Source organism: Roseateles flavus, assembly GCF_039872765.1.
GTDB lineage: Bacteria > Pseudomonadota > Gammaproteobacteria > Burkholderiales > Burkholderiaceae_C > Roseateles_B > Roseateles_B flavus.
Window position 1 is genome coordinate 88362 of record NZ_JBDPZC010000014.1, and the last position, 17389, is coordinate 105750.

The following is a 17389-nucleotide window of genomic DNA, read 5'->3' on the forward strand; positions in this document are numbered from 1 at the left end:
CTGCGCTGGAGCCAGGTCTTGCCTGGGCCCCGCTGCAGCGGCTGGCGGGGTCAGGTCTTGCTAGGCTTCGGAGGCATCACCTCGTTGGGGTCAGGTCTTGCCTGACCTCAGCCCCAGCGTGCGTGGCTCAGGAAGGGATTGCTGCGGCGCTCCTCGCCGAAGGTGGATTCGGGCCCATGGCCGGGGATGAAGACCGTGTCATCGCCCATGGGCCAGAGGCGCTCGGTGATGGAGCTGATCAGCTGCGCGTGATTGCCGCCGGGGAAGTCCGTGCGGCCGATGGAGCCCGCGAAGAGCACGTCACCCACGAAGCAGCGCCTGGCCGAGGCGCTGTGGAAGACCACATGGCCTGGCGTGTGGCCCGGGCAGTGGCGCACCGTGAGCGTCTCCTGGCCGATCTGCACCGTGTCGCCGTCCGCCAGCCAGCGCGTGGGCGTGAAGGTCTCCACCGCGGGGAAGCCGAACATGGCGCTCTGCTGCGGTAGCCCGTCAATCCAGAACTGGTCGCCGGGATGCGGCCCGATGATGGGCAGGCCCTTCAGCCGCGCCAGCTCCGCCGTGCCACCCGCGTGGTCGATGTGCGCGTGCGTCAGCCAGATCGCCTTGAGCGTCAGCCCCAGCCGCTCCACCTCCTTCAGCAGCCGCGGCACCTCCCCACCCGGATCCACCACCGCCGCCTCCAGTGTCTGGTCGCACCAGACGAGGGAGCAGTTCTGCTGGAAGGGGGTGACGGGGAGGGTGAGGTAGTGGAGGGGCATGGCTGAGGAGGGAGCTGAGAACAAAGTTTCGAAGTGGAGGGCAATGTATCGAAGTCTCGGGGTGCCGATTGCGCGCTTCGGAGGTCAAAGTTTCGAAGAGGCTTGTTCCGGAAGGCTTCCTGCACTTCGGAGGTCGGATCTAGGCTGATCTGAGTCGTTCGCGGTTCAGGGCCTGAGCGACAGCTCCCTCCAACACCGGCCACTGAGCGCTGCTGACTTGGCCGGCAGCTTCACTCCTGGAACTGGCCGCTCGCCTTTGGCGCCCGCCTCGTGCCGGCTTGTACGACCGCTTCTGCGCTACGCGAAAGGTACATGTCGACCCTGCAGCGACATGTGCATTCGTGGGTTGGCTTGCCGTCGTAACCGCAAGAACAATCTTTGGTTTGAACGCCCGGCCAATGATCACAGCGGTAACGACGCTCGGACGATGGAAAGCAAATCCTCGCTTGGCTCCTGATCGAAACGGGCTACGCCGTTGTTCGTCAACAGCACCGTCAAGCGCTTGGGGCGCATGAACCGAATCTGAACCTTCTCGATAACATGCTTCTTACCGAGTACGAGTGCCTGCGTTGCCCCGAGAACGTCGACACTGCCCTTGATGACCGCTTTGGCTTGGACATTGGAGGCGAGTTCCATCGCTCCCAATTGCAGTGAATCCACGATCCCCACTTCGTTCAAGCGCCGCTGCACTTCGCTCGCCCAGTCCAGCACGTCGACCGAAAGCGGGCTGATCGCCAAAGCAAAGTCGGTTGCTTCCGCCAGCCGGCTGATCATGGTCTGAACGCCGCGGGGCGCGTCCACGAGTTCCAAGCCTGGGCCGGCCACTGCCGCCTTGAATTCATAACTTCGGTATTCGACGCGGCGAAAACTCACCTCCACCCCAAATGGGTCGGTAACGGTATCGTCGTACTCGATCTTCTCCACGAATCTGGCATCTAGAAAATCGTCTCTGACCCGATCCAGAACGAAGCCTTCGACCTGCTCTCCATCAAACGCCTTAACGCGCAGGCGTTTGGCCAGAACTCGCATAGAGATTGGCCATCGAGCCTTTAGCCAGCGATAGCGTTTCATGAAGTGGTCCCCGCTTCCGAATCCGCACCAGCACCCGCCGCCTCGGCGAGCAATTGCGCCAAGACGGTACGGGCAGTCTTCTCGATCATCGCGAGCAGGGTTGCCTTCTCCGCCTCGCTGACCGGGCGGATGTGCTTTGTATACGCGCCATTCTTGAACTTGAGCGCACCATGAATGGAGTAGCGAAACTTCTTGCCGGCCTGCCGATCCTCAAAGCCCGCGTCGCATTCGATGATCGCGTAGGGGTGGACGTTCTGCTTCGCGCGCCAGGTGATCGACGTGATGAAGAAGCCCTTGTCCTTCAGCTCCTGGTACATCTCGGAGGCGACCAGGTTTTCACCGCTGAGCGCCACGTTCTCGACCACGCCGAGCATCTTCTCTTCGGCCTCGTCAACGTCGTCACCGTCCATATCGAAGTCATCGTCCTCTTGCTCCGACGTCGAATGGGCGACCCGCAGGCGTGAAACGGTCATCAATGGAAAGTCGGGTAACGAAGAGATCAGCCGCGTGAAGAATGTCGTTCGCGCCTCAGCCGAGGTCAGGCCAGTCAGCTCGATCTCTTCGAGTTGCACGACGGCCTTCTTGTGAGCTTCAATTCGCTCCCGCAGCTTGTCAACCATGGCACGGGCGCGGTCGGTTGCCGGTATGCGGATCTCGGTGCGTCCCTCGACCTTGGTGAAAACCAAATCTGCATCTCGATCTTGGCGCTGCAGCAGCCGCGTCTTGGAGTAGTCGAACTCAGAGTAGGTCACGTTCATGACGAACTCGGATTCGCTCTTCTTGTGGGCGCGAACGACCTCCTGGACTTCGGCCTTTTGGTATTCGCTGACGATCTCCTTGAGTTCGTCTGCCGACAATTCGGTGTTCAACGAGATCGTAGCCGTCTTCTCGCCCCGCTTCGAGGCCTCGCGCCGCTCCAGAATGCCGCACACATCCGCGTAGTCGTGTGGGAGCAGCGACAGGTACTGAACCAGCGCCTCTCTTGACTCGGCTGGCGAACAGAAGATGCCACGGTCACGCAGCAACTCCAGCAAGACCGCTTCCGTCACCTTCTGTTTGGCGGAGAACAGCAGGTCGTGGATCTCTTTGTTCGTGGCGAAATACAACTGCCCAGGATCACGCATAGTCCATCCCCAGGTTGATCGAAGAGAACTCCGTGATTGCCTGCGTAATCTTCGTGTAGCCGATGGCGTTGACCTTCGCGGCGAGCTCAGTCGAGTGGCCGTTGTCGCCCAGGCTCTCGACGTAGCGCTGCTTGGCCTTCTGAAAGCGTGCAGCGGCTGCAGCATCCGAGGCCATTGACCGAATGTCCACCTTGGTCGCATCCTCCAGGACTTGGTAGTGGCGCAAGAAATCGAGTAGGTACATGAACTCCTCTTCGGTTTCTCCCGATCGGCGATAGAACACGATGACGCCTCGCTGGGCGAGAGCAGGCCCATGTTTGTACTCGAACACGATCCAAGGCGAGGTCAGCATCTCGAGCGTGGCCGCGCGTGCCTTCTCCGGCTGGAGATTGGCCCGTCCGTCCAATTGCGGATAGAAGAACTTGCAATGCTGCGCCGCCGGCAATGCCGCTGGCCCAGCGGCGCCGCGCAGTTGTCGAATGTCGTACCGAACGTTGTCGATCCAGTGCACATCGCGCGGGCCCAAGACGAACAGTCGCGCCCCCTTAGGCAACAGCAGATCCTTGGGTGTGGCCGCGCTCAGCACAGACGCGAAGTCCTTGTCGTACTCACCGTCGTGGTTGTAGACGAAGAGCAGTCCGCAGACGTTCGGCGTCACGTTGCCATGCATGTAGAGGTCGCGCCAGCGTTCGCTCTTCTCTGCGCAGGCGATCTGCTTGGCGAGGCTGGCAATGGCTCCCTGCAAGGTCGCGGTCGTGATTGAGCCCTTTGCGTAGCTCTTCAGGTCGCAATGAACGAATGTCCTGCGCTGCGCATACGGCTCGTCGTAGTAGAAGACTACATCCGCCGGATGCGTGTCGACGCCATGAAGGACCTTGTCCTCACAGGGCCAGTTCTGATCTTCGGGGCCGACCTTTGTCCAGAAGAATTCTGAGAACACTTCATCAGACAGTTTCATCGCCATTAATGCGATCTTGCTCGTTTCCGACACTGAGCCTCCCTATATACGGCTTCTTGACACTGTTCATAGATTATGAATTCAGCCGTGCTCTTGGTGGCCAGCGGTCACGGGAGGTCGTAGTTGTGTTCCTTGGCAGCTACTAGCTCCCTGGCCCGGACGACTTCTTGAGGTCAGCCAGCGTGAATTCGCTCACGTCAAGCCACCGTCTGCAACCGCTGCAGAGCTGTCTGGCGAACTGGGCTGTCAGCAATAGGCTGAGGCTGTGTGAAACGCTGCTTCATCGCATACTCGCGCGAAGTCGACCTCTCAGACCGACTCAAGATCGACGATCGCCGAGTCATCCATGGCATCGAGACCCCTGAATTCGGCCGCTTGCCGAGTTTTCACACAGCCTCGGCTGGGAGCGGTCGCACGCACGAAGCGCCGACGTGTCCGCTCAGGCCCGTCTGCAGACCTTCATCCAACGGACTGAGCTCTGCGAAGCGCGGCAGCTGATATCCGTTTGTTCAGGCGACTCCGTTCAGGATTTCTGCCGTTGACGCCCCTGGGGCTGGGCGCTATGTTCGCTGCAACAGAATATTTCCTCCGCCTATCCTTTCTCGGGCGCGAAGGTGAACAAGGGGAGGGTGTCGTATCGGACCAGATCGTGTGGTTCGGCTGGTGCCCTGGGCGCTTGAGCTGCCGCTCCATGCAGTTCTAACACCCGCCGTTGCGCGGTGCGTATGGGAATCCAGAAGCAAGAGTTCTACGAGGGTGCGGCCCTACACCAGCTCATCCGCGGTTCAGGCGGTCTGACAAGCATCTCCCACTCGCCACCCTTCTTTGTGTTGGGCGGCAGCCTCCAAATTCATTTGAAGTACTCCACGGCAAAGCGCAGTCCATGGGGATTCACATTCACGCCAGATGAGCAGGTGCTGTTGCAGCAGCGCTCGCTGGAGATGCCGCTTGTCATTGGACTCATCTGTGGTGCCGACGGTGTCGCGGCTGTTACATACGACGCCTATGCGCGCGTCGCCCAGCTAAAAAGTGCGGCGCTCCACATCTCTTGCAGACGCAGCCACCGTCAGCATTTCGAGATCGGCGGTCCGGACGGCACGTTGCCGAACAAGGTGGCGCCGTCGGAATGGATCAGGCTTCTTGGCAAACGGGAGTGATCGGAATGCAGGGTGGACACACTGACGAAATCTTGAACTTGCTGGAGACGCAGGTTGGAAGTCCGCAAGAGGTGGCTGACATTGCCAGCACGGCTCGTGAAGTCATGGGCAAGTGGGTGAAGCCACTCAGCGGTGGCGCCGAACAGACTAATGGCCTGATATACGGCCTAGTGCAAAGCGGCAAGACGGGTGTTCTGACGGTGACTGGCGCCATGGGCGCTGACGAAGGCTACAAAACGCTCATCGTCCTTACATCTGACATCGACCCGTTGTATGAGCAAACCCGTGGTCGGATTCAAGAAGCTTTTCCCGGCATGGATATCCTCGGGAAGGGGGACCTGCGCGACCCCGGTACCTTCCTGCAGCGGCTGAAGCGCAACACTTGTGCGGTCGTGGTCACGAAGAACGGCAGCATCCTTAAGACTCTCATCGAAAACTTGAAGGGTGGCAACGTCCGCGGTCTCGCGTGCCTCATCATCGACGACGAGGCCGATCAAGCTAGCCTAAACACACAGGCGCGCAAGAACGACGGTTCGCAGAGCAAGATCAACCTTCAGATCGAAGAACTGAGAAGCTTCTTTCACAGGAACACCTATCTGCAGGTTACAGCGACGCCCGGGGCGCTGTTCTTGCAAGACGGAGAGCACGCTTTTCGGCCGAAGTTCACCGTGCTCAGTCATCCGGGGAAGGACTATGTCGGCGGGGAGGACTTCTTCGCCAACGGCGTCGATGACTTGGTCCGCGAGTTTCCTCTTGCCGACCTAATGACTCTATCGGCGGGAATGCAACCGACGCCAGGCACCCAGATTCCGGCGTCTCTCCTGGCCGCGCTCGACGCTTTCATGATCGGCGCTACCTACAAGCGTGAAGCGCAGCCAGACCAGTACTGCGCCTTTCTCTGCCACGTTAGTACGCGGACCGATGACCACAAGCACATTGTCGAGCTGCTGCGGAAGTACAAGGACGATCTCAGCTCGGGCCTAAAAGCTGGAAGCGCTAAACTCGTCGCCCGCCTTCGAGCCGCTTTCGACGATTTGGCCGGCACTCACAAGGGTCTAGCTAAAGCTGACTTCGATCACTTGCTTGATCGGATCAAATTTCTCTCTGCTGGCATCTACGTCAAGCTGGTCAATGGTGAAACCGACGAGGACGTGGCGCTACACGCGCCCTACAACCTGTTTGTTGGAGGCAACAAGCTAGGCCGAGGCGTCACGATCAAGAATCTATTGGTCAGCTACTACGGGAGGCACCCAAAGACGCCCCAGGCCGACACCGTGCTTCAGCACGCCCGGATGTATGGTTATCGGCGCAAGGATATTGGGTTGCTTCGGCTATGGCTGCCGCCGGAACTTCACGCGGTGTTCGCCGCCATCAATGAGATGGAGCGCAGTCTTAGGAAGCTGATCGCGGACAGTCCCGACGAAGAGTTCAGAGGGGTCTACCTCCAGAACGGACTTCAGGCCACGAGGCGCACCGTACTTGTGCCGGGCGCAATAGGTGTCTACACCGGCGGTGGTACGTACAACCCGGCGCAGGTGCTGCGCGATGACGCCGCTGCTAAGAACACCGCGAAGCTGGACAAGTTGTTGTCCAGCGTAGGCGACAAACAGTTCGTCGAGTTTTCCATCGAGGACCTTCAGGAGCTCATCCGCTTGACTGCGCCGGACCCATCACAGTCCGAACATGTGTGGAACCCAGTCGCGGTAGCGGAAGGACTCAGGCAGTGTGCAGACATCCTCGAACAGCAGTCCGGATACGTGTATGTAGACCGAGACCGTGACCTGAAAGAGCGTCGGCGTGAGACACAAGGCGTGCTTTCCGGCGGTGAGGCGGGAAAGGTACCCAGTGGACGAATCACCATCTTCATGATGCGCACCAAGGCCTTTGGCAAGCAGCAGGCAGCCTGGTGGCCGCAGATCCGTTTCCCAGCCGGTCGCTATGCGCTGGCGTTTGCTATTTAAGGGTAGAAGTCGATGACATTGAAGCTGAGCGATGAGATTGCCAGCCTTGAAAAGAACCGGGGCAAGTACTTCAAGATTTTCCCTGGATACATCACTCATATTCGCTTCCCGCGCTTCAAGAACATTGCCGACGGAACTCGCATTGACTTCACCTTCCCAGTGACCGCATTGGTCGGGTCGAATGGGTCTGGAAAGACTTCGGTCCTGAACGCGCTGTACGGGGCGCCAGCGGGCCAGTCCACCGGACAGTACTGGTTCAGCACAAAGATTGACCCCATAGAGGAAGGTGAAGGTAGTCCGAGTCGCTTTATTTATGGGCACCTCAACGCCACCTTCAACGATGTCGTCGAGACACGCAAGGCGAGGGTGCGGAAGACTCGATATGGGCTACCCGATCCCAACTATTGGGAACCGACCAAGGAGAGCACCGGCGACGGCATGGTTGAACCCGAGTTGAAGGCGAACAAGGTCTATGGCGGCCGGGCGAAGGACCGGTGGAATCCCGTATCGCGCAAAGTTCTGTACATCAACTTCCGCAAAGAACTGAGCGCATTCGACAAGTACTTCTACTTCGGCAAAGACCCGATACCACATGTGCCGCCTAAGAAGGGGGCCAAGGTCTCCCCGCTGCGGATCTCAAGCAAGATGGATCAGGTGAGACATGACGCCGAACTGCTCGCCCAGGTCATCGAGTCCGGGGACACGTCCGTAATGCGTCGCGGTCACAAGGTAGCCACCGAGAATCGGCTTTTGGACGAGGCCGAACTCTCGATGGTCAGCTATGTCCTAGGCAGGGAATACGAAGAGGCTAGGTGGATTCGACATCGGCTCTTTAAAGGCGACGGCGGTCTAAGCGTCGTGTTCAAGACGAAGCACGGACGTTACTCTGAGGCTTTCGCAGGCAGCGGTGAGGTCGCAGTGACAAGCTGCGTGGTACAGGTTCTGGCAGCAAGCCAAGGTACCCTTGTGCTGCTGGATGAACCAGAGGTTTCTCTGCACCCTGGTGCGCAAGAACGCTTGCTAGCTTTTCTTTCCAAGATGGCCAGAACGAAGCAGTTGCAGGTCGTGTTTTCGACCCATTCCCCCCATCTCGTGACCGCGCTGCCCAACGATGCGATCAAAGCCTTCCATCAGCTTGACAACGGTCGCTTCGTCGTCATCCCGGCAACCCATCCATACGCGGCGTTCCGACGACTGGGGGCTGTAGGAGGCGGTGAGGTCAGAGTCCTGGTGGAGGACCAACTTGCTAAGTCGGTCGTGAAGCAGGCGCTGCGGTTGCTTGGGGACCCGGCGCAAGCCGCGATCTTTAAGGTGGAGTATCTGAGCGGCGGTGCGGAGGCGATCTTGAAGTACCAGGTGCCCGTTCTGATGGCCGCGCCCGGTCACACGCTTGTACTGCTCGACGGCGACAAGAAGCGGTTGGAAGAGTTCGTGGATCCGAACACTATCGCAGCGGCCGACGACGGCACCCTCAGCGAGCGGATCAAGGAGGCTGTTGGCGTAGAGCCGGTTTTCACCGTGGACGGCGGAGCCGCTGGCGGAAACGCCGCCCAGCGCGTAGAGGCTCAGCGCCGCTACCTCGCGTGGCTGAGAGAAAATGTGCGCTTCATTCCAACGCTGTGCCCGGAGGCTTTGGTTCTAACTGCCGCTGGAAAAGGCGACCCTGCTGCAACGACCGCGCAGCACCACAAGGACCGTCTCCGGACTTTGACGGTGGAGTTGTACGGCGAGGATGCAACCAACGAACGCACGGACATGCACGGAGAAGAGTTGCTTGCCGCAAACCGCGGAGCGTCAGCCGAACTGGCGCAGCTTGGGCAGATCCTCCTGCAGCACCTTCCGTAGATACTGGTATGGCGTTGTCCGACATCATCAACATCGAAGCTCACCGTCTTTCCGAATGACCAGCGCAAAAAATCCGGCAGAACCTAAGCTGCATGCCATCGATCTTTTTAGCGGATGCGGCGGTCTAAGCCTTGGGCTCAAGGGTGCTGGCTTCACGGTCGCGGCAGCCGTCGAAATCGACCGCAAGGCGCAGGAAACTTATCGCCTCAACCACCCCAAGGTGCGCCTCTACGCTGCCGACATTCGTAAGCTGGACCCTGCGCAGATTCTTGTCGAGGCAGGCTTAGCCGCTGGAGAACTGGATCTTCTGGCGGGTTGCCCTCCCTGCCAAGGTTTCTCTCGCCTGCGCACGAAGAACAAGATGACATCGGTCAGCGACCACCGGAACGACCTTGTTGAGGACTTTCTTCGCTTCATCGAGGTTATGCAGCCGAAGACTGTGATGCTGGAGAACGTCCCTGCGCTGGCGAAGGACGCTCGATTTCTTAGCATGCAGGGCAAGTTGCACAAGCTGGGCTATGCGACGGTGGTTCACGTGCTGGACGCTGCGGACTACTCAGTACCACAGCGCCGCAAGCGTCTCATCATGCTTGCATCCAAGGTCCATTCCCCCGCTGTCGCTGACAAGGCGAAAAAGCGCATTACGGTGCGTCAGGCTCTGAAGGGAATGGTCGAGCCTGGCCAAGGGCGAGACAAGTTGCATGGCCTAGGCGAAAACAGGTCACAAAAGGTCCGTGATCTCATCGCGCTCATACCAAAGGACGGCGGCAGCCGTAGCGATCTGCCGCCCCAGTACCAGTTGGAATGCCACAAGCGCAGCGACGGATTCGGTGACATCTACGGCCGCTTGGCCTGGGACGCAGTTGCGCCGACGATTACCAGCGGTTGTCACAATCCCTCAAAAGGACGATTCCTGCATCCCGGCCAGGACAGGACCATTAGTTTGCGCGAAGCTGCAGTGCTGCAAGGATTTCCCCGCTCCTACAAGTTCAATGTCGCGCATGGGAAGGAATCAATCGCCCTCATGATCGGGAACGCGCTGCCGCCCCCGTTCATCACGGCACACGCCAGCGCACTTCGGGATGGCCTGCTGAACTCTGCGGCTTCGACACCATAGCTCTTGGTGGACATGAGCGGCCGCTGCCCTGCCCATAGGCGACGCATGCCTCGGTCGCATCGAAATGCCGCAACTGCTGCTTTGCGGCCCATGAGGATTTGCAAACCGGTCAGAAGAGACTTCTTTGTCGCTCTCGACAGACTTGCTTGCGAGCCAGCAACGCGACAAGGGCCGCCGGTTCATGGCATCTCAGCCAAGAAGTCGCTGCCTTGCAGCGGCTGTAAATGTCTCTTCGAGAGCAGGCCTCGTGCTCGAGCATGAACGTCTCGATTTCGCGAATGGCCGATGCACGCCGAGCTACTTGTCGCTGGGCCGCTCGTTGCTTGGAAGCGTTGCACGACGCCGCGCGCAAGTGAATCCGTAGCGTGCCGACAGAAACGTTGAGCTCCGCAGCGGCGTGGGCCAACGTGACCGAGGCCGCGGTGGCTGTCCGCACGATGCGACCCGCGCGCCGATCGTCGTCGTGCCAGAGAAGGCCTTGGCCCTGATCATCCCAGCTGACTTTAGCTGTCGGACGGTGCAGCTTCTCGATGAGCTCGCAGTCTGTCTTACCATCAAAGGCGGCGCTCAGCAGCAGCATCCACTTGATGGGGTGAGCCGCGCGTCGAGAGGCAAGCGTCTCGTGAATCCACTTCCCTTCTGACAAGGGGGCCACGCCAGCGATGCAGCGAAGCCCGCGCGCTTGCGGTGTGGAGCCGAACCACGCGCATAGTCTCGCTGCCGAGATCGGCTTGGTCGCGCTGAGAACGCGTTGTTCATGAAGAGCGGAGACGACTATTCGACGGACAGCCTGTAGATCCACGGGCGGCGCCGAGACCAAGCTCGATGCCAGTGCAGACAGCGTCCGCATCGACTGCCAGCATTGACCGGTGGATAGCAGCCGAGGCGCCGGAGCCATGCCAATGTCGAGCGGTGGAAGATGCCATGCCGCGGAAGTGACGTCCTGCTTGTACAGCGGCCGGTCGTGCACGAGGCAGACCCAGGACCCCGGCAACTGCTGCGTTAGGCGCCAGCTCGGCATGCCGAGCGTGGCGATATCCTCGCGGACGCAATCCGGACACCACCTAAGCGCCCGTTGCTCCAGCGCGCTCGCGCGCATGCCGAACATCGTCATCCACGCGGTCGGCTGATCTGACTGCGCGAGGACGTCGAAGCGCTGTCGCTGCTTGGCCGCAAGGAACGGCACGAATGCAGCCAGCGGCGTACGCTTGAGCAGTATGGACCTGACATCGCCCAAGGCACCGCCGGTCGCGCGGCAGAAATGGTGCAGACGCGTCGGCGCTTCGATCTCCTTGTAGGCATGGAGCGTGTCGAAGAGAAGGCCGCCGACGGGCCGCACCGCTCCGGCGCCGCGAAGCCGGTGGTACCTTGCCGCCCATGAGTACAGCGTCTCGTCGGCGTGCCATGCCGGCACGATCGGAAGCGGCTCGAGCGTCGGCGCGTCCATCGGCGGCCTCCACTACCTGGCCTTACGCTTGCTCGCGTTGACCTCGGTAGCTTCGCTGATGTCCCGGCAGAGCTTGCTGCGCGGACTGGCCTCGCCAGCGCGTTTGGACTGTCGGCTCGGCGATGCCGCTGGCGGCGGCGATGGCGTTCGTGGTGTCGTTTGCTCGGTGGCGATGTCCGGCGTCTTCTGCTCCGCCTTCGGCGTCCAGTACATGCGGAGCTGCGAGACGGGAAGATCCTTGTAGCGCCACAGGTTCTCGAAGTCGTGCGTCGCCAGCGCCTTGATCCGCTCGCGCGATGCGGTAAACGCAGGCGACTTCTCGAACACCGATGCTACGACGCTGGTCGTTATCACCTCGATGTCGTTGCTCAACGCGTCGTCCAGCGTTTCGATGCGCAGGCGACATACCAGGCGCGGCAGGCCACCCGTGAATCGCCATATCAGCTGGTCCCAGCTCGTGATGGCCGGGTAGCTGGGCAATGCCTCGAACGCAGCATCGGGCTTGTCCATGAGGCTTGGCCCCCAAAGCCTCGGCATCCAGATATCGCGCCAGATCGGCGCGTCAGGGCCGAACGCCGGCAGCATCGTGAACCAGCCACCCTCCGAGAATCGATCCACATCCTGGGCGTGCAGCCTGAGCTGCTCGAAGGCCAGCGGGTTGCCGATCAGCATGACCGGGATGCCCCAGTTGAGGATCCGAAGGAAGTAGTTCAGGAAGTCGCGTGAGAAAACGCGGGAACCTAGGTTCTCCGCTTGGGACTCCTCGATGACCAGAAGCCCGCAGCGATGCTGCGCCAGGATGTACATCACGGTGACGATGAGGAACTCGACGCGCACGGTCGTCTTCACATGCTGGGCTTCGTAGTTGGTCCCCAATGCGCGATCGATCTCCTTGATGCAGTTGATCAGCAGTCCCTTGCGCGAATGGTCCGCCGGCATGGGCACCTTGAGCCAGATGAGCTGCTTGAGTCGGTGCATGCCCCAGTCGCCTTTCGGTTCATGAACGATCACTTGAGGCAGCAAGCTCAGCACGCGATCGGCGATGTGCGATTTGCCGATGCCGGTGATTCCCTCGAGGACGATCCCCACTGCTTGGTTGGGAAACCAGGGCAAGTCGGTCAGCGCCTTCCCGAGATGCTGCGCCAGAGCGTTGAGATCTCGCCGAACCGTTTCCAGCCTTGGATTGCGCTGGCGCAGCCCTTGATAGAGCGCCCTGAGCATGCGCTGCGCTACGCGGGCGGGCTGCGGTGCCGGCACGAAGATGCGCTTGAGATCGTCGACCTGCAGCACACGATCGAACTTGGACATCTCTGCCGGCCTCAGCCCAGCGAGGGGATTGAATTCCAAGGCATTCATCAGCGCCCCGATGTCGGTAAGCCAGGTCGGGATCAGTTCCAGACCGGGCGCGCAAAGCAACGGGTTGGGCTCTTGCCCATTGGAAGCGGCGCTCACTACGAGGCCCTCGCTTCATAGATGGCCTTTGCCCGCGCGATTAGTGCATCGTCCCCGCACCCGACAGGCGGCGCAGGAGGCGGCAAGCCAGGAGACGGGGCTGCGTTCTCGACCTTGACCTCTTGTGACGCGGGCAGGGGCTTGGGAACGCCCGTGAGAGCTGCCGTCTCGATCACGGTGTTGCCGCGCCGGCCAGCGCGCAGACCGTTTTTGGTCGGCTTCTTGTCGGCGTTCTTGATCTCCTCGCGCCGCTCTGCGTCTCGTGCGCGTGTCGTCTTGTCAATCGTCGCGACCTTGTTGATCTTGCTTCCGACCTCAAGCGCCTTCGCCAGGTAGCCGCGCAAGCGGTTGTCCGCACAGATCGCCAGCCAATCGGTCAAGCACAGCTTGTGGAGATCGGGATCGTTCGTGACGAGCTCGAGCCGCTTCAGGCCGCCGATATTGACCCAGACATGGCTGAGGTCGGCCGGGTTCAGGTGGACCTCTAGCCGATGGCGGCGGCTCGCTGCTCTCTGCAGAATCCCGGCGTCGTCCAGCCACTGGCTGCGGTAGACCAGTTCGGGAATGAGGTGCTCCTCAGCCTTGGCCGGATTGAAAATGTGCAGGCCATCGCCGTGCATTGAGGCTCGGAGCCGCGGCAGGCAGGCCGCGCGGAGGACGCTCAAGTCGGTCGCCGATGACGACACGTAGTGATGCTTCATCATCCACTCGAGGACGCCGCGGCGGGTGCGTTCCTGCAGGCCCTCGTACATCTCGATCCGGGGCGGGTCGATGTGCTCCTGGTTGTTGCGCCAGAGAATTTCCTTGATGAGCAGGTGCATGTAGTCATCGAAGGTCAGCCTGGCCATCTGACTTCGGTCGGGCTCGCCGCGTCGCTTGCGACGCCCCATGGTCGAGCCTGGGAGCAGATGATCGAGCTTCGCTTGCTTGCTGCGATGCGAGGACTCGACGGGCGCCTTGCTGATGGGGTCGTATGCCGCGCCGTAGCTGGCTGAGCTCTCGAGCTCCTCCAGCGTGCGCATGGCCACTTGGCCCTTGGCCTCACCATTGTCCAGAAGGAACTTGCTGAATGTGAACGCATACCAGTCGCGCGCTTCGATCTCGTGACCGAAGCGCGCGCAGTACGCCACCTTGTCTTCGGCGGCGTTCAAGATCGACAGCAGCGCCGTTGTCGCGCTGGGCGCTTCGAAGCCGACATAGATGCCGAAGATGTAATCGATGCCACCGCCGAGCACTTCGGTGCGCCAGGGCGAGCTCAGCACCGTGAGCGATGAGGCGACGGAACGCAGCGTCTGGTCGGCAGACGTGCTGTCGAGGAACGCGATTCCGTTGGCAGTGGAATGGCGCCCCTTCATCTTGCCGAGTCGCCGGACGTATTCTTTCTTCGCCGCCGTCTCGCCGCGATTGATCTGGATCGCCGTCAGCGCGCCGGCCTCGTGCGTACCCCAGTACCGAAACATCGCGGGCGTGATGTCAGCAGCCTCCGGCTCAAGGACGACTTCGCAATCCTTCCCGTTCCACACGACCTTCTTGGCCATGCATCCAGCGAGCGTTCGCTGCAGCGCGATCTCGACCGACACGCCGGGCTTCTTATGCTTCTTCCAGCCGAGCGCCAGTTGCGCGCGCGTCCATTTGCACAAATGAGGACGATGGCGCTTCTTGCCGAGCATCTCGGCCGCGATGTCGGGACGCCCGGTATCGACCTTGCTAAATTTCTGCTGGCCTGGCGCGCCTGAGTTGACGTACCAAGGCAGTAGCGCTCGCTTGTTGCCCATGCCGAGCAGATAGGCGTTGAGCGCGCGGCGGACCGCGACCTCTCTCACTCGGAGCTCTCGTGACCGGGCCGCTGGCCATGATCGAAGGGCGGGGTCATAGAGGATTTCCTCGATCGAACGGCCGCCGACAAACGGATCGATCAGGTTGTAGGCCTTGTTTGCTTTCGCGACCCAGCTCTTGACGTTCCTGCGTTGACGTCGGCCACTGCCGTCGTTGCCGTGGCCTCGGAGCTGTGCATCCGACCAGAGCCAATGAGCTGGCGGCTCGAAGTCGGCGAGGCGGTAGCCGTGGTCCTTGTCGAGCTTGTGCTTCAACTCCGACAGCGACTGCACGCGCGGCGTTGCCACGTAGTTGTCGATGTGCCCGTTCTTCTTGATGCGCGGGATCCCAGCGACGAACACGAGGTCGTCGATCTCGCTGACAAGAATGATTCGACCGACGATGACGGGCTTCCCGCACGGCCCGGGCAGGAGCAGCGCTTTGCCGACAAAATTTGGATTCATGCGGCCTCCCCGAGGAATCGCTGCGCGAGCTGGCTCAGAACGCGATCGCGACCGCGAACGATCGGCTTGCACATGGACAGCGGACGGGCGAGGTCGATGTCGATCAGACGGAGCCAAACGCCGACGCGCCACAGGAGCGATGCCTCATCGTGATTGGCATGTACACGGCTGCCGGAGAGGTCGATTGCCACGTGCATCGGCATCGAAGCGGCGTTGCCTTCGAAGTGCCCGCAGAAGTCCAGAAGCTGCTGCGTGTCGCGGTATGCCACGACCTCGGACCGAAGCGGCCGATAGGCCTCGAGCTGCTTGACGAGCGTTCTGTCGAAGCCATCTCCGCCTTCGTGAAGATGCCGAACGCCAAGTGCCGCGCAGTAACGCCGATCGAGATCGACGCGCTCTTGAGCGCGCGGGCTGCAGTTCAGAACGTCTGTGGGCTTGCAGCTAATGCCGACCTGATGGACGGTGCCGGCCCAGTCAATTGCCGCCATGATGTCGAGCGAGCCGATGTATGGAACGTCGGAGCCGACGAACACGCCGTGCTCGATTCCAGCGCTTTCGGCGATCTCGATGAGGCCCGGCACTTCGTCCCTTGCTTCATCCGTGATCGGGTTGGCGTGCGGCGTCGGCCACATGGGCAGACACTCGCGAAGCTCCGACGCGCCGAGGTAGGCGAGCTGCAGGGCCGTGTGGGACTCGAGCGTACTGAGGAAGTGGTGACTACGGCGGTGAATCGGCAGATGCGTGAATTCCTGATTGCTGACCGGGCTCGAGAAGCGCCGAGTTATCCGGATCCACGGCGAGTACCCGTCGCCGCGACCCTGGCCTCGGCCGTCGCGGATGGCGCGAGTGACTTGACCAAGCTTTCTCTTGGTATGGACGGTCCTTTGCGACCGCTCTTCGGCGGCGTCATCCGCCAGCAGGTATAGGTATGGCGCACAGTAGCCGCTGCCCGCAGCCGTCTGCTGCGGGTCGCCGGCGGTGAAATCTCTGAGCATGGGGACCTCTTTCGTCGCGCGCAGGCGACACGGCCGGCGCTCGATGAGCGCGCCGGCAGATGGCGAAGAGGACGTCTGGGCAGGCGGACCGATTCCCTCGCCGCTGGAAACTTCTTTTCAGCGCGATGTGAATTCGGTGCGGAGGAAGGATGGCCTTGCCCTCACGTCCCGTTGACGGAGGGAGGTCCTGGCATCAGAATGAACTCAGCTATATGTTTTGGTTGACGCCAAGACTTCCAAGGCGGGCCACTGGCCCGCTTTTTTTTAGCCCATGGCGGCCTCCTTGGTCAGCCGCCTGCGAGTCATCGCGCTGACCTGAACGACGTTGTCGGCCAGCTGGCGCACGTTGGCCAACCAGTCGGTTCGCTGCTGCGGTGACATGTGATGCCAGGCCGTCAGCGCCGACGAGATCAGCTGAAGCTCATCGTCTGACGCGCCGCGCAGTTCCATTTGATGCACCAAGCGGTCGTGATGTGCCAGCGATCTCAGTTGGGCTTGCTCGTCGGTGTTCAGCTCCAGCAGTCGTCCCGCCTGCTCAAGCAGCCCATCATCGAGAGGTGCACGCGTGCCCTTTTCGATGCCACAGAGGAAGGCCGCGCCGATGCCGAGGTCGATCGCAAACGCTTTCTGCTGCACGCCACGACGCAACCGCAGCGCTTTGAGCGCAGCGGGAAAGCGACGGAGTTGGTGGGTAAGGGCTGCCATTTCGTTAGCTGTCGCCGAACAAGTTGTTGGTCGTCGAAATGCTAGAGAAAGACGCGGCGGCCGTCGAAGTCGACGTTCCGAGCAAACGGCTGTTTCGCGTCTGGCTTCGTGCGCGGGAAATTGCGATGGCTTTGTCTATGAAGGACCGACAGAATCCCGCGCTACGTTTTGAGCAGGATGGAGTTTCACGTCGTGTCAGCTGTCAATCTCGTGGATGCGATCCGGATGACGTTGTGGGTCTTTGAGATTTGGTTGCGCGCCGGAACGTTCGACCCGGAAGAGCCGATCGACTCATTCAGGCTTGCGGAGGTTTTAGACCCCGGCGCGATTTGGATCGACTCCTACGGCAAGCGCCGCGAATCCAAGTGGGCCGCGTACGTGCGCCTGAGCCACTTGCTGTTGGCGCCGACTGAAATTTGACCCACCCGTGAGGGCCCTGCCGATCCAAATTTGACCCAGGTGTTCAACCTACCCTGCCCGAGATATCCACAGCTGGGCGGGGGTGTGAGGAGTGATCACC

At 60.9% G+C, this 17389-nt stretch carries 14 protein-coding genes; 5 read left to right on the forward strand and 9 right to left on the reverse strand.

What is annotated here, in order from left to right; translation table 11 throughout:
- Positions 1-107 precede the first annotated feature (107 nt).
- The 4 genes from ABDJ40_RS22210 to ABDJ40_RS22225 all read right to left on the reverse strand — a co-directional run bounded on the left by ABDJ40_RS22210 (position 108) and on the right by ABDJ40_RS22225 (position 3944).
- Positions 108-758 carry an MBL fold metallo-hydrolase gene (locus ABDJ40_RS22210; protein WP_347612981.1) on the reverse strand — a complete coding sequence of 217 codons (651 nt, stop codon included), beginning with the start codon at positions 756-758 and terminating at the stop codon, positions 108-110.
- A 402-nt stretch (positions 759-1160) separates the two neighbouring features.
- Entirely contained in the window at positions 1161-1829 is a 669-nt protein-coding gene (locus tag ABDJ40_RS22215) for a hypothetical protein (protein WP_347612983.1), read from the reverse strand.
- On the reverse strand, positions 1826-2953 hold the full coding sequence (locus tag ABDJ40_RS22220) for a hypothetical protein (RefSeq protein WP_347612985.1): 1128 nt from the start codon (positions 2951-2953) through the stop codon (positions 1826-1828). Before ABDJ40_RS22220 ends, ABDJ40_RS22215 begins: the two co-directional genes overlap by 4 nt.
- Complete coding sequence (locus ABDJ40_RS22225) at positions 2946-3944, reverse strand: PD-(D/E)XK nuclease domain-containing protein (RefSeq protein ID WP_488473455.1); 999 nt, start codon at positions 3942-3944, stop codon at positions 2946-2948. Before ABDJ40_RS22225 ends, ABDJ40_RS22220 begins: the two co-directional genes overlap by 8 nt.
- 692 nt (positions 3945-4636) lie before the next feature.
- On the opposite strand from ABDJ40_RS22225, the gene ABDJ40_RS22230 reads away from it, so the two are divergent.
- Genes ABDJ40_RS22230 through ABDJ40_RS22245 form a run of 4 tightly spaced genes read left to right on the forward strand, consistent with a single transcriptional unit; the run spans position 4637 to position 9991 of the window.
- Complete coding sequence (locus tag ABDJ40_RS22230) at positions 4637-5068, forward strand: hypothetical protein (RefSeq protein WP_347612988.1); 432 nt, start codon at positions 4637-4639, stop codon at positions 5066-5068.
- Positions 5069-5106: 38 nt separating this feature from the next.
- Positions 5107-7029, forward strand: coding sequence for a Z1 domain-containing protein (locus ABDJ40_RS22235; RefSeq protein WP_347612990.1), 1923 nt, complete (start codon positions 5107-5109; stop codon positions 7027-7029).
- Positions 7030-7041: 12 nt separating this feature from the next.
- The gene (locus tag ABDJ40_RS22240; protein WP_347612991.1) at positions 7042-8874 is read left to right on the forward strand and encodes an ATP-binding protein; all 1833 of its coding nucleotides are present in this window, start codon (positions 7042-7044) and stop codon (positions 8872-8874) included.
- 55 nt (positions 8875-8929) lie between these two features.
- Positions 8930-9991 carry a DNA cytosine methyltransferase gene (locus ABDJ40_RS22245; protein ID WP_347612993.1) on the forward strand — a complete coding sequence of 354 codons (1062 nt, stop codon included), beginning with the start codon at positions 8930-8932 and terminating at the stop codon, positions 9989-9991.
- Positions 9992-10100: 109 nt separating this feature from the next.
- On the opposite strand, the gene ABDJ40_RS22250 is transcribed toward ABDJ40_RS22245, so the two are convergent.
- The 5 genes from ABDJ40_RS22250 to ABDJ40_RS22270 form a co-directional block, all read right to left on the reverse strand.
- A complete protein-coding gene (locus ABDJ40_RS22250) occupies positions 10101-11438 on the reverse strand; it encodes a TniQ family protein (RefSeq protein ID WP_347612995.1) in 1338 nt (445 codons plus the stop codon).
- Positions 11439-11450: 12 nt separating this feature from the next.
- Complete coding sequence (locus tag ABDJ40_RS22255; RefSeq protein WP_347612997.1) at positions 11451-12890, reverse strand: ATP-binding protein; 1440 nt, start codon at positions 12888-12890, stop codon at positions 11451-11453.
- On the reverse strand, positions 12890-15169 hold the full coding sequence (locus ABDJ40_RS22260; protein ID WP_347612998.1) for a hypothetical protein: 2280 nt from the start codon (positions 15167-15169) through the stop codon (positions 12890-12892). Before ABDJ40_RS22260 ends, ABDJ40_RS22255 begins: the two co-directional genes overlap by 1 nt.
- Entirely contained in the window at positions 15166-16164 is a 999-nt protein-coding gene (locus ABDJ40_RS22265; protein ID WP_347613000.1) for a PDDEXK family nuclease, read from the reverse strand. Before ABDJ40_RS22265 ends, ABDJ40_RS22260 begins: the two co-directional genes overlap by 4 nt.
- A 264-nt stretch (positions 16165-16428) precedes the next feature.
- Positions 16429-16869, reverse strand: coding sequence for a helix-turn-helix domain-containing protein (locus ABDJ40_RS22270; RefSeq protein WP_347613001.1), 441 nt, complete (start codon positions 16867-16869; stop codon positions 16429-16431).
- A 177-nt stretch (positions 16870-17046) separates the two neighbouring features.
- Here ABDJ40_RS22270 and ABDJ40_RS22275 point away from each other — a divergent pair, with 177 nt between their 5' ends.
- Positions 17047-17289 (forward strand): hypothetical protein, encoded by a 243-nt coding sequence (locus ABDJ40_RS22275; protein ID WP_347613002.1) that lies wholly within the window; start codon positions 17047-17049, stop codon positions 17287-17289.
- Positions 17290-17389: the final 100 nt, after the last annotated feature.

What these genes read in the sequence shown, in the direction of transcription:
- ABDJ40_RS22210 (WP_347612981.1), bottom strand. Translation starts at nt 758, where the DNA reads ATGCCCCTCCACTACCTCACCCTCCCCGTCACCCCCTTCCAGCAGAAC.
- ABDJ40_RS22215 (WP_347612983.1), bottom strand. Translation starts at nt 1,829, where the DNA reads ATGAAACGCTATCGCTGGCTAAAGGCTCGATGGCCAATCTCTATGCGA.
- ABDJ40_RS22220 (WP_347612985.1), bottom strand. Translation starts at nt 2,953, where the DNA reads ATGCGTGATCCTGGGCAGTTGTATTTCGCCACGAACAAAGAGATCCAC.
- ABDJ40_RS22230 (WP_347612988.1), top strand. Translation starts at nt 4,637, where the DNA reads ATGGGAATCCAGAAGCAAGAGTTCTACGAGGGTGCGGCCCTACACCAG.
- ABDJ40_RS22240 (WP_347612991.1), top strand. Translation starts at nt 7,042, where the DNA reads ATGACATTGAAGCTGAGCGATGAGATTGCCAGCCTTGAAAAGAACCGG.
- ABDJ40_RS22245 (WP_347612993.1), top strand. Translation starts at nt 8,930, where the DNA reads ATGACCAGCGCAAAAAATCCGGCAGAACCTAAGCTGCATGCCATCGAT.
- ABDJ40_RS22250 (WP_347612995.1), bottom strand. Translation starts at nt 11,438, where the DNA reads ATGGACGCGCCGACGCTCGAGCCGCTTCCGATCGTGCCGGCATGGCAC.
- ABDJ40_RS22260 (WP_347612998.1), bottom strand. Translation starts at nt 15,169, where the DNA reads ATGAATCCAAATTTTGTCGGCAAAGCGCTGCTCCTGCCCGGGCCGTGC.
- ABDJ40_RS22265 (WP_347613000.1), bottom strand. Translation starts at nt 16,164, where the DNA reads ATGCTCAGAGATTTCACCGCCGGCGACCCGCAGCAGACGGCTGCGGGC.
- ABDJ40_RS22270 (WP_347613001.1), bottom strand. Translation starts at nt 16,869, where the DNA reads ATGGCAGCCCTTACCCACCAACTCCGTCGCTTTCCCGCTGCGCTCAAA.
- ABDJ40_RS22275 (WP_347613002.1), top strand. Translation starts at nt 17,047, where the DNA reads ATGGAGTTTCACGTCGTGTCAGCTGTCAATCTCGTGGATGCGATCCGG.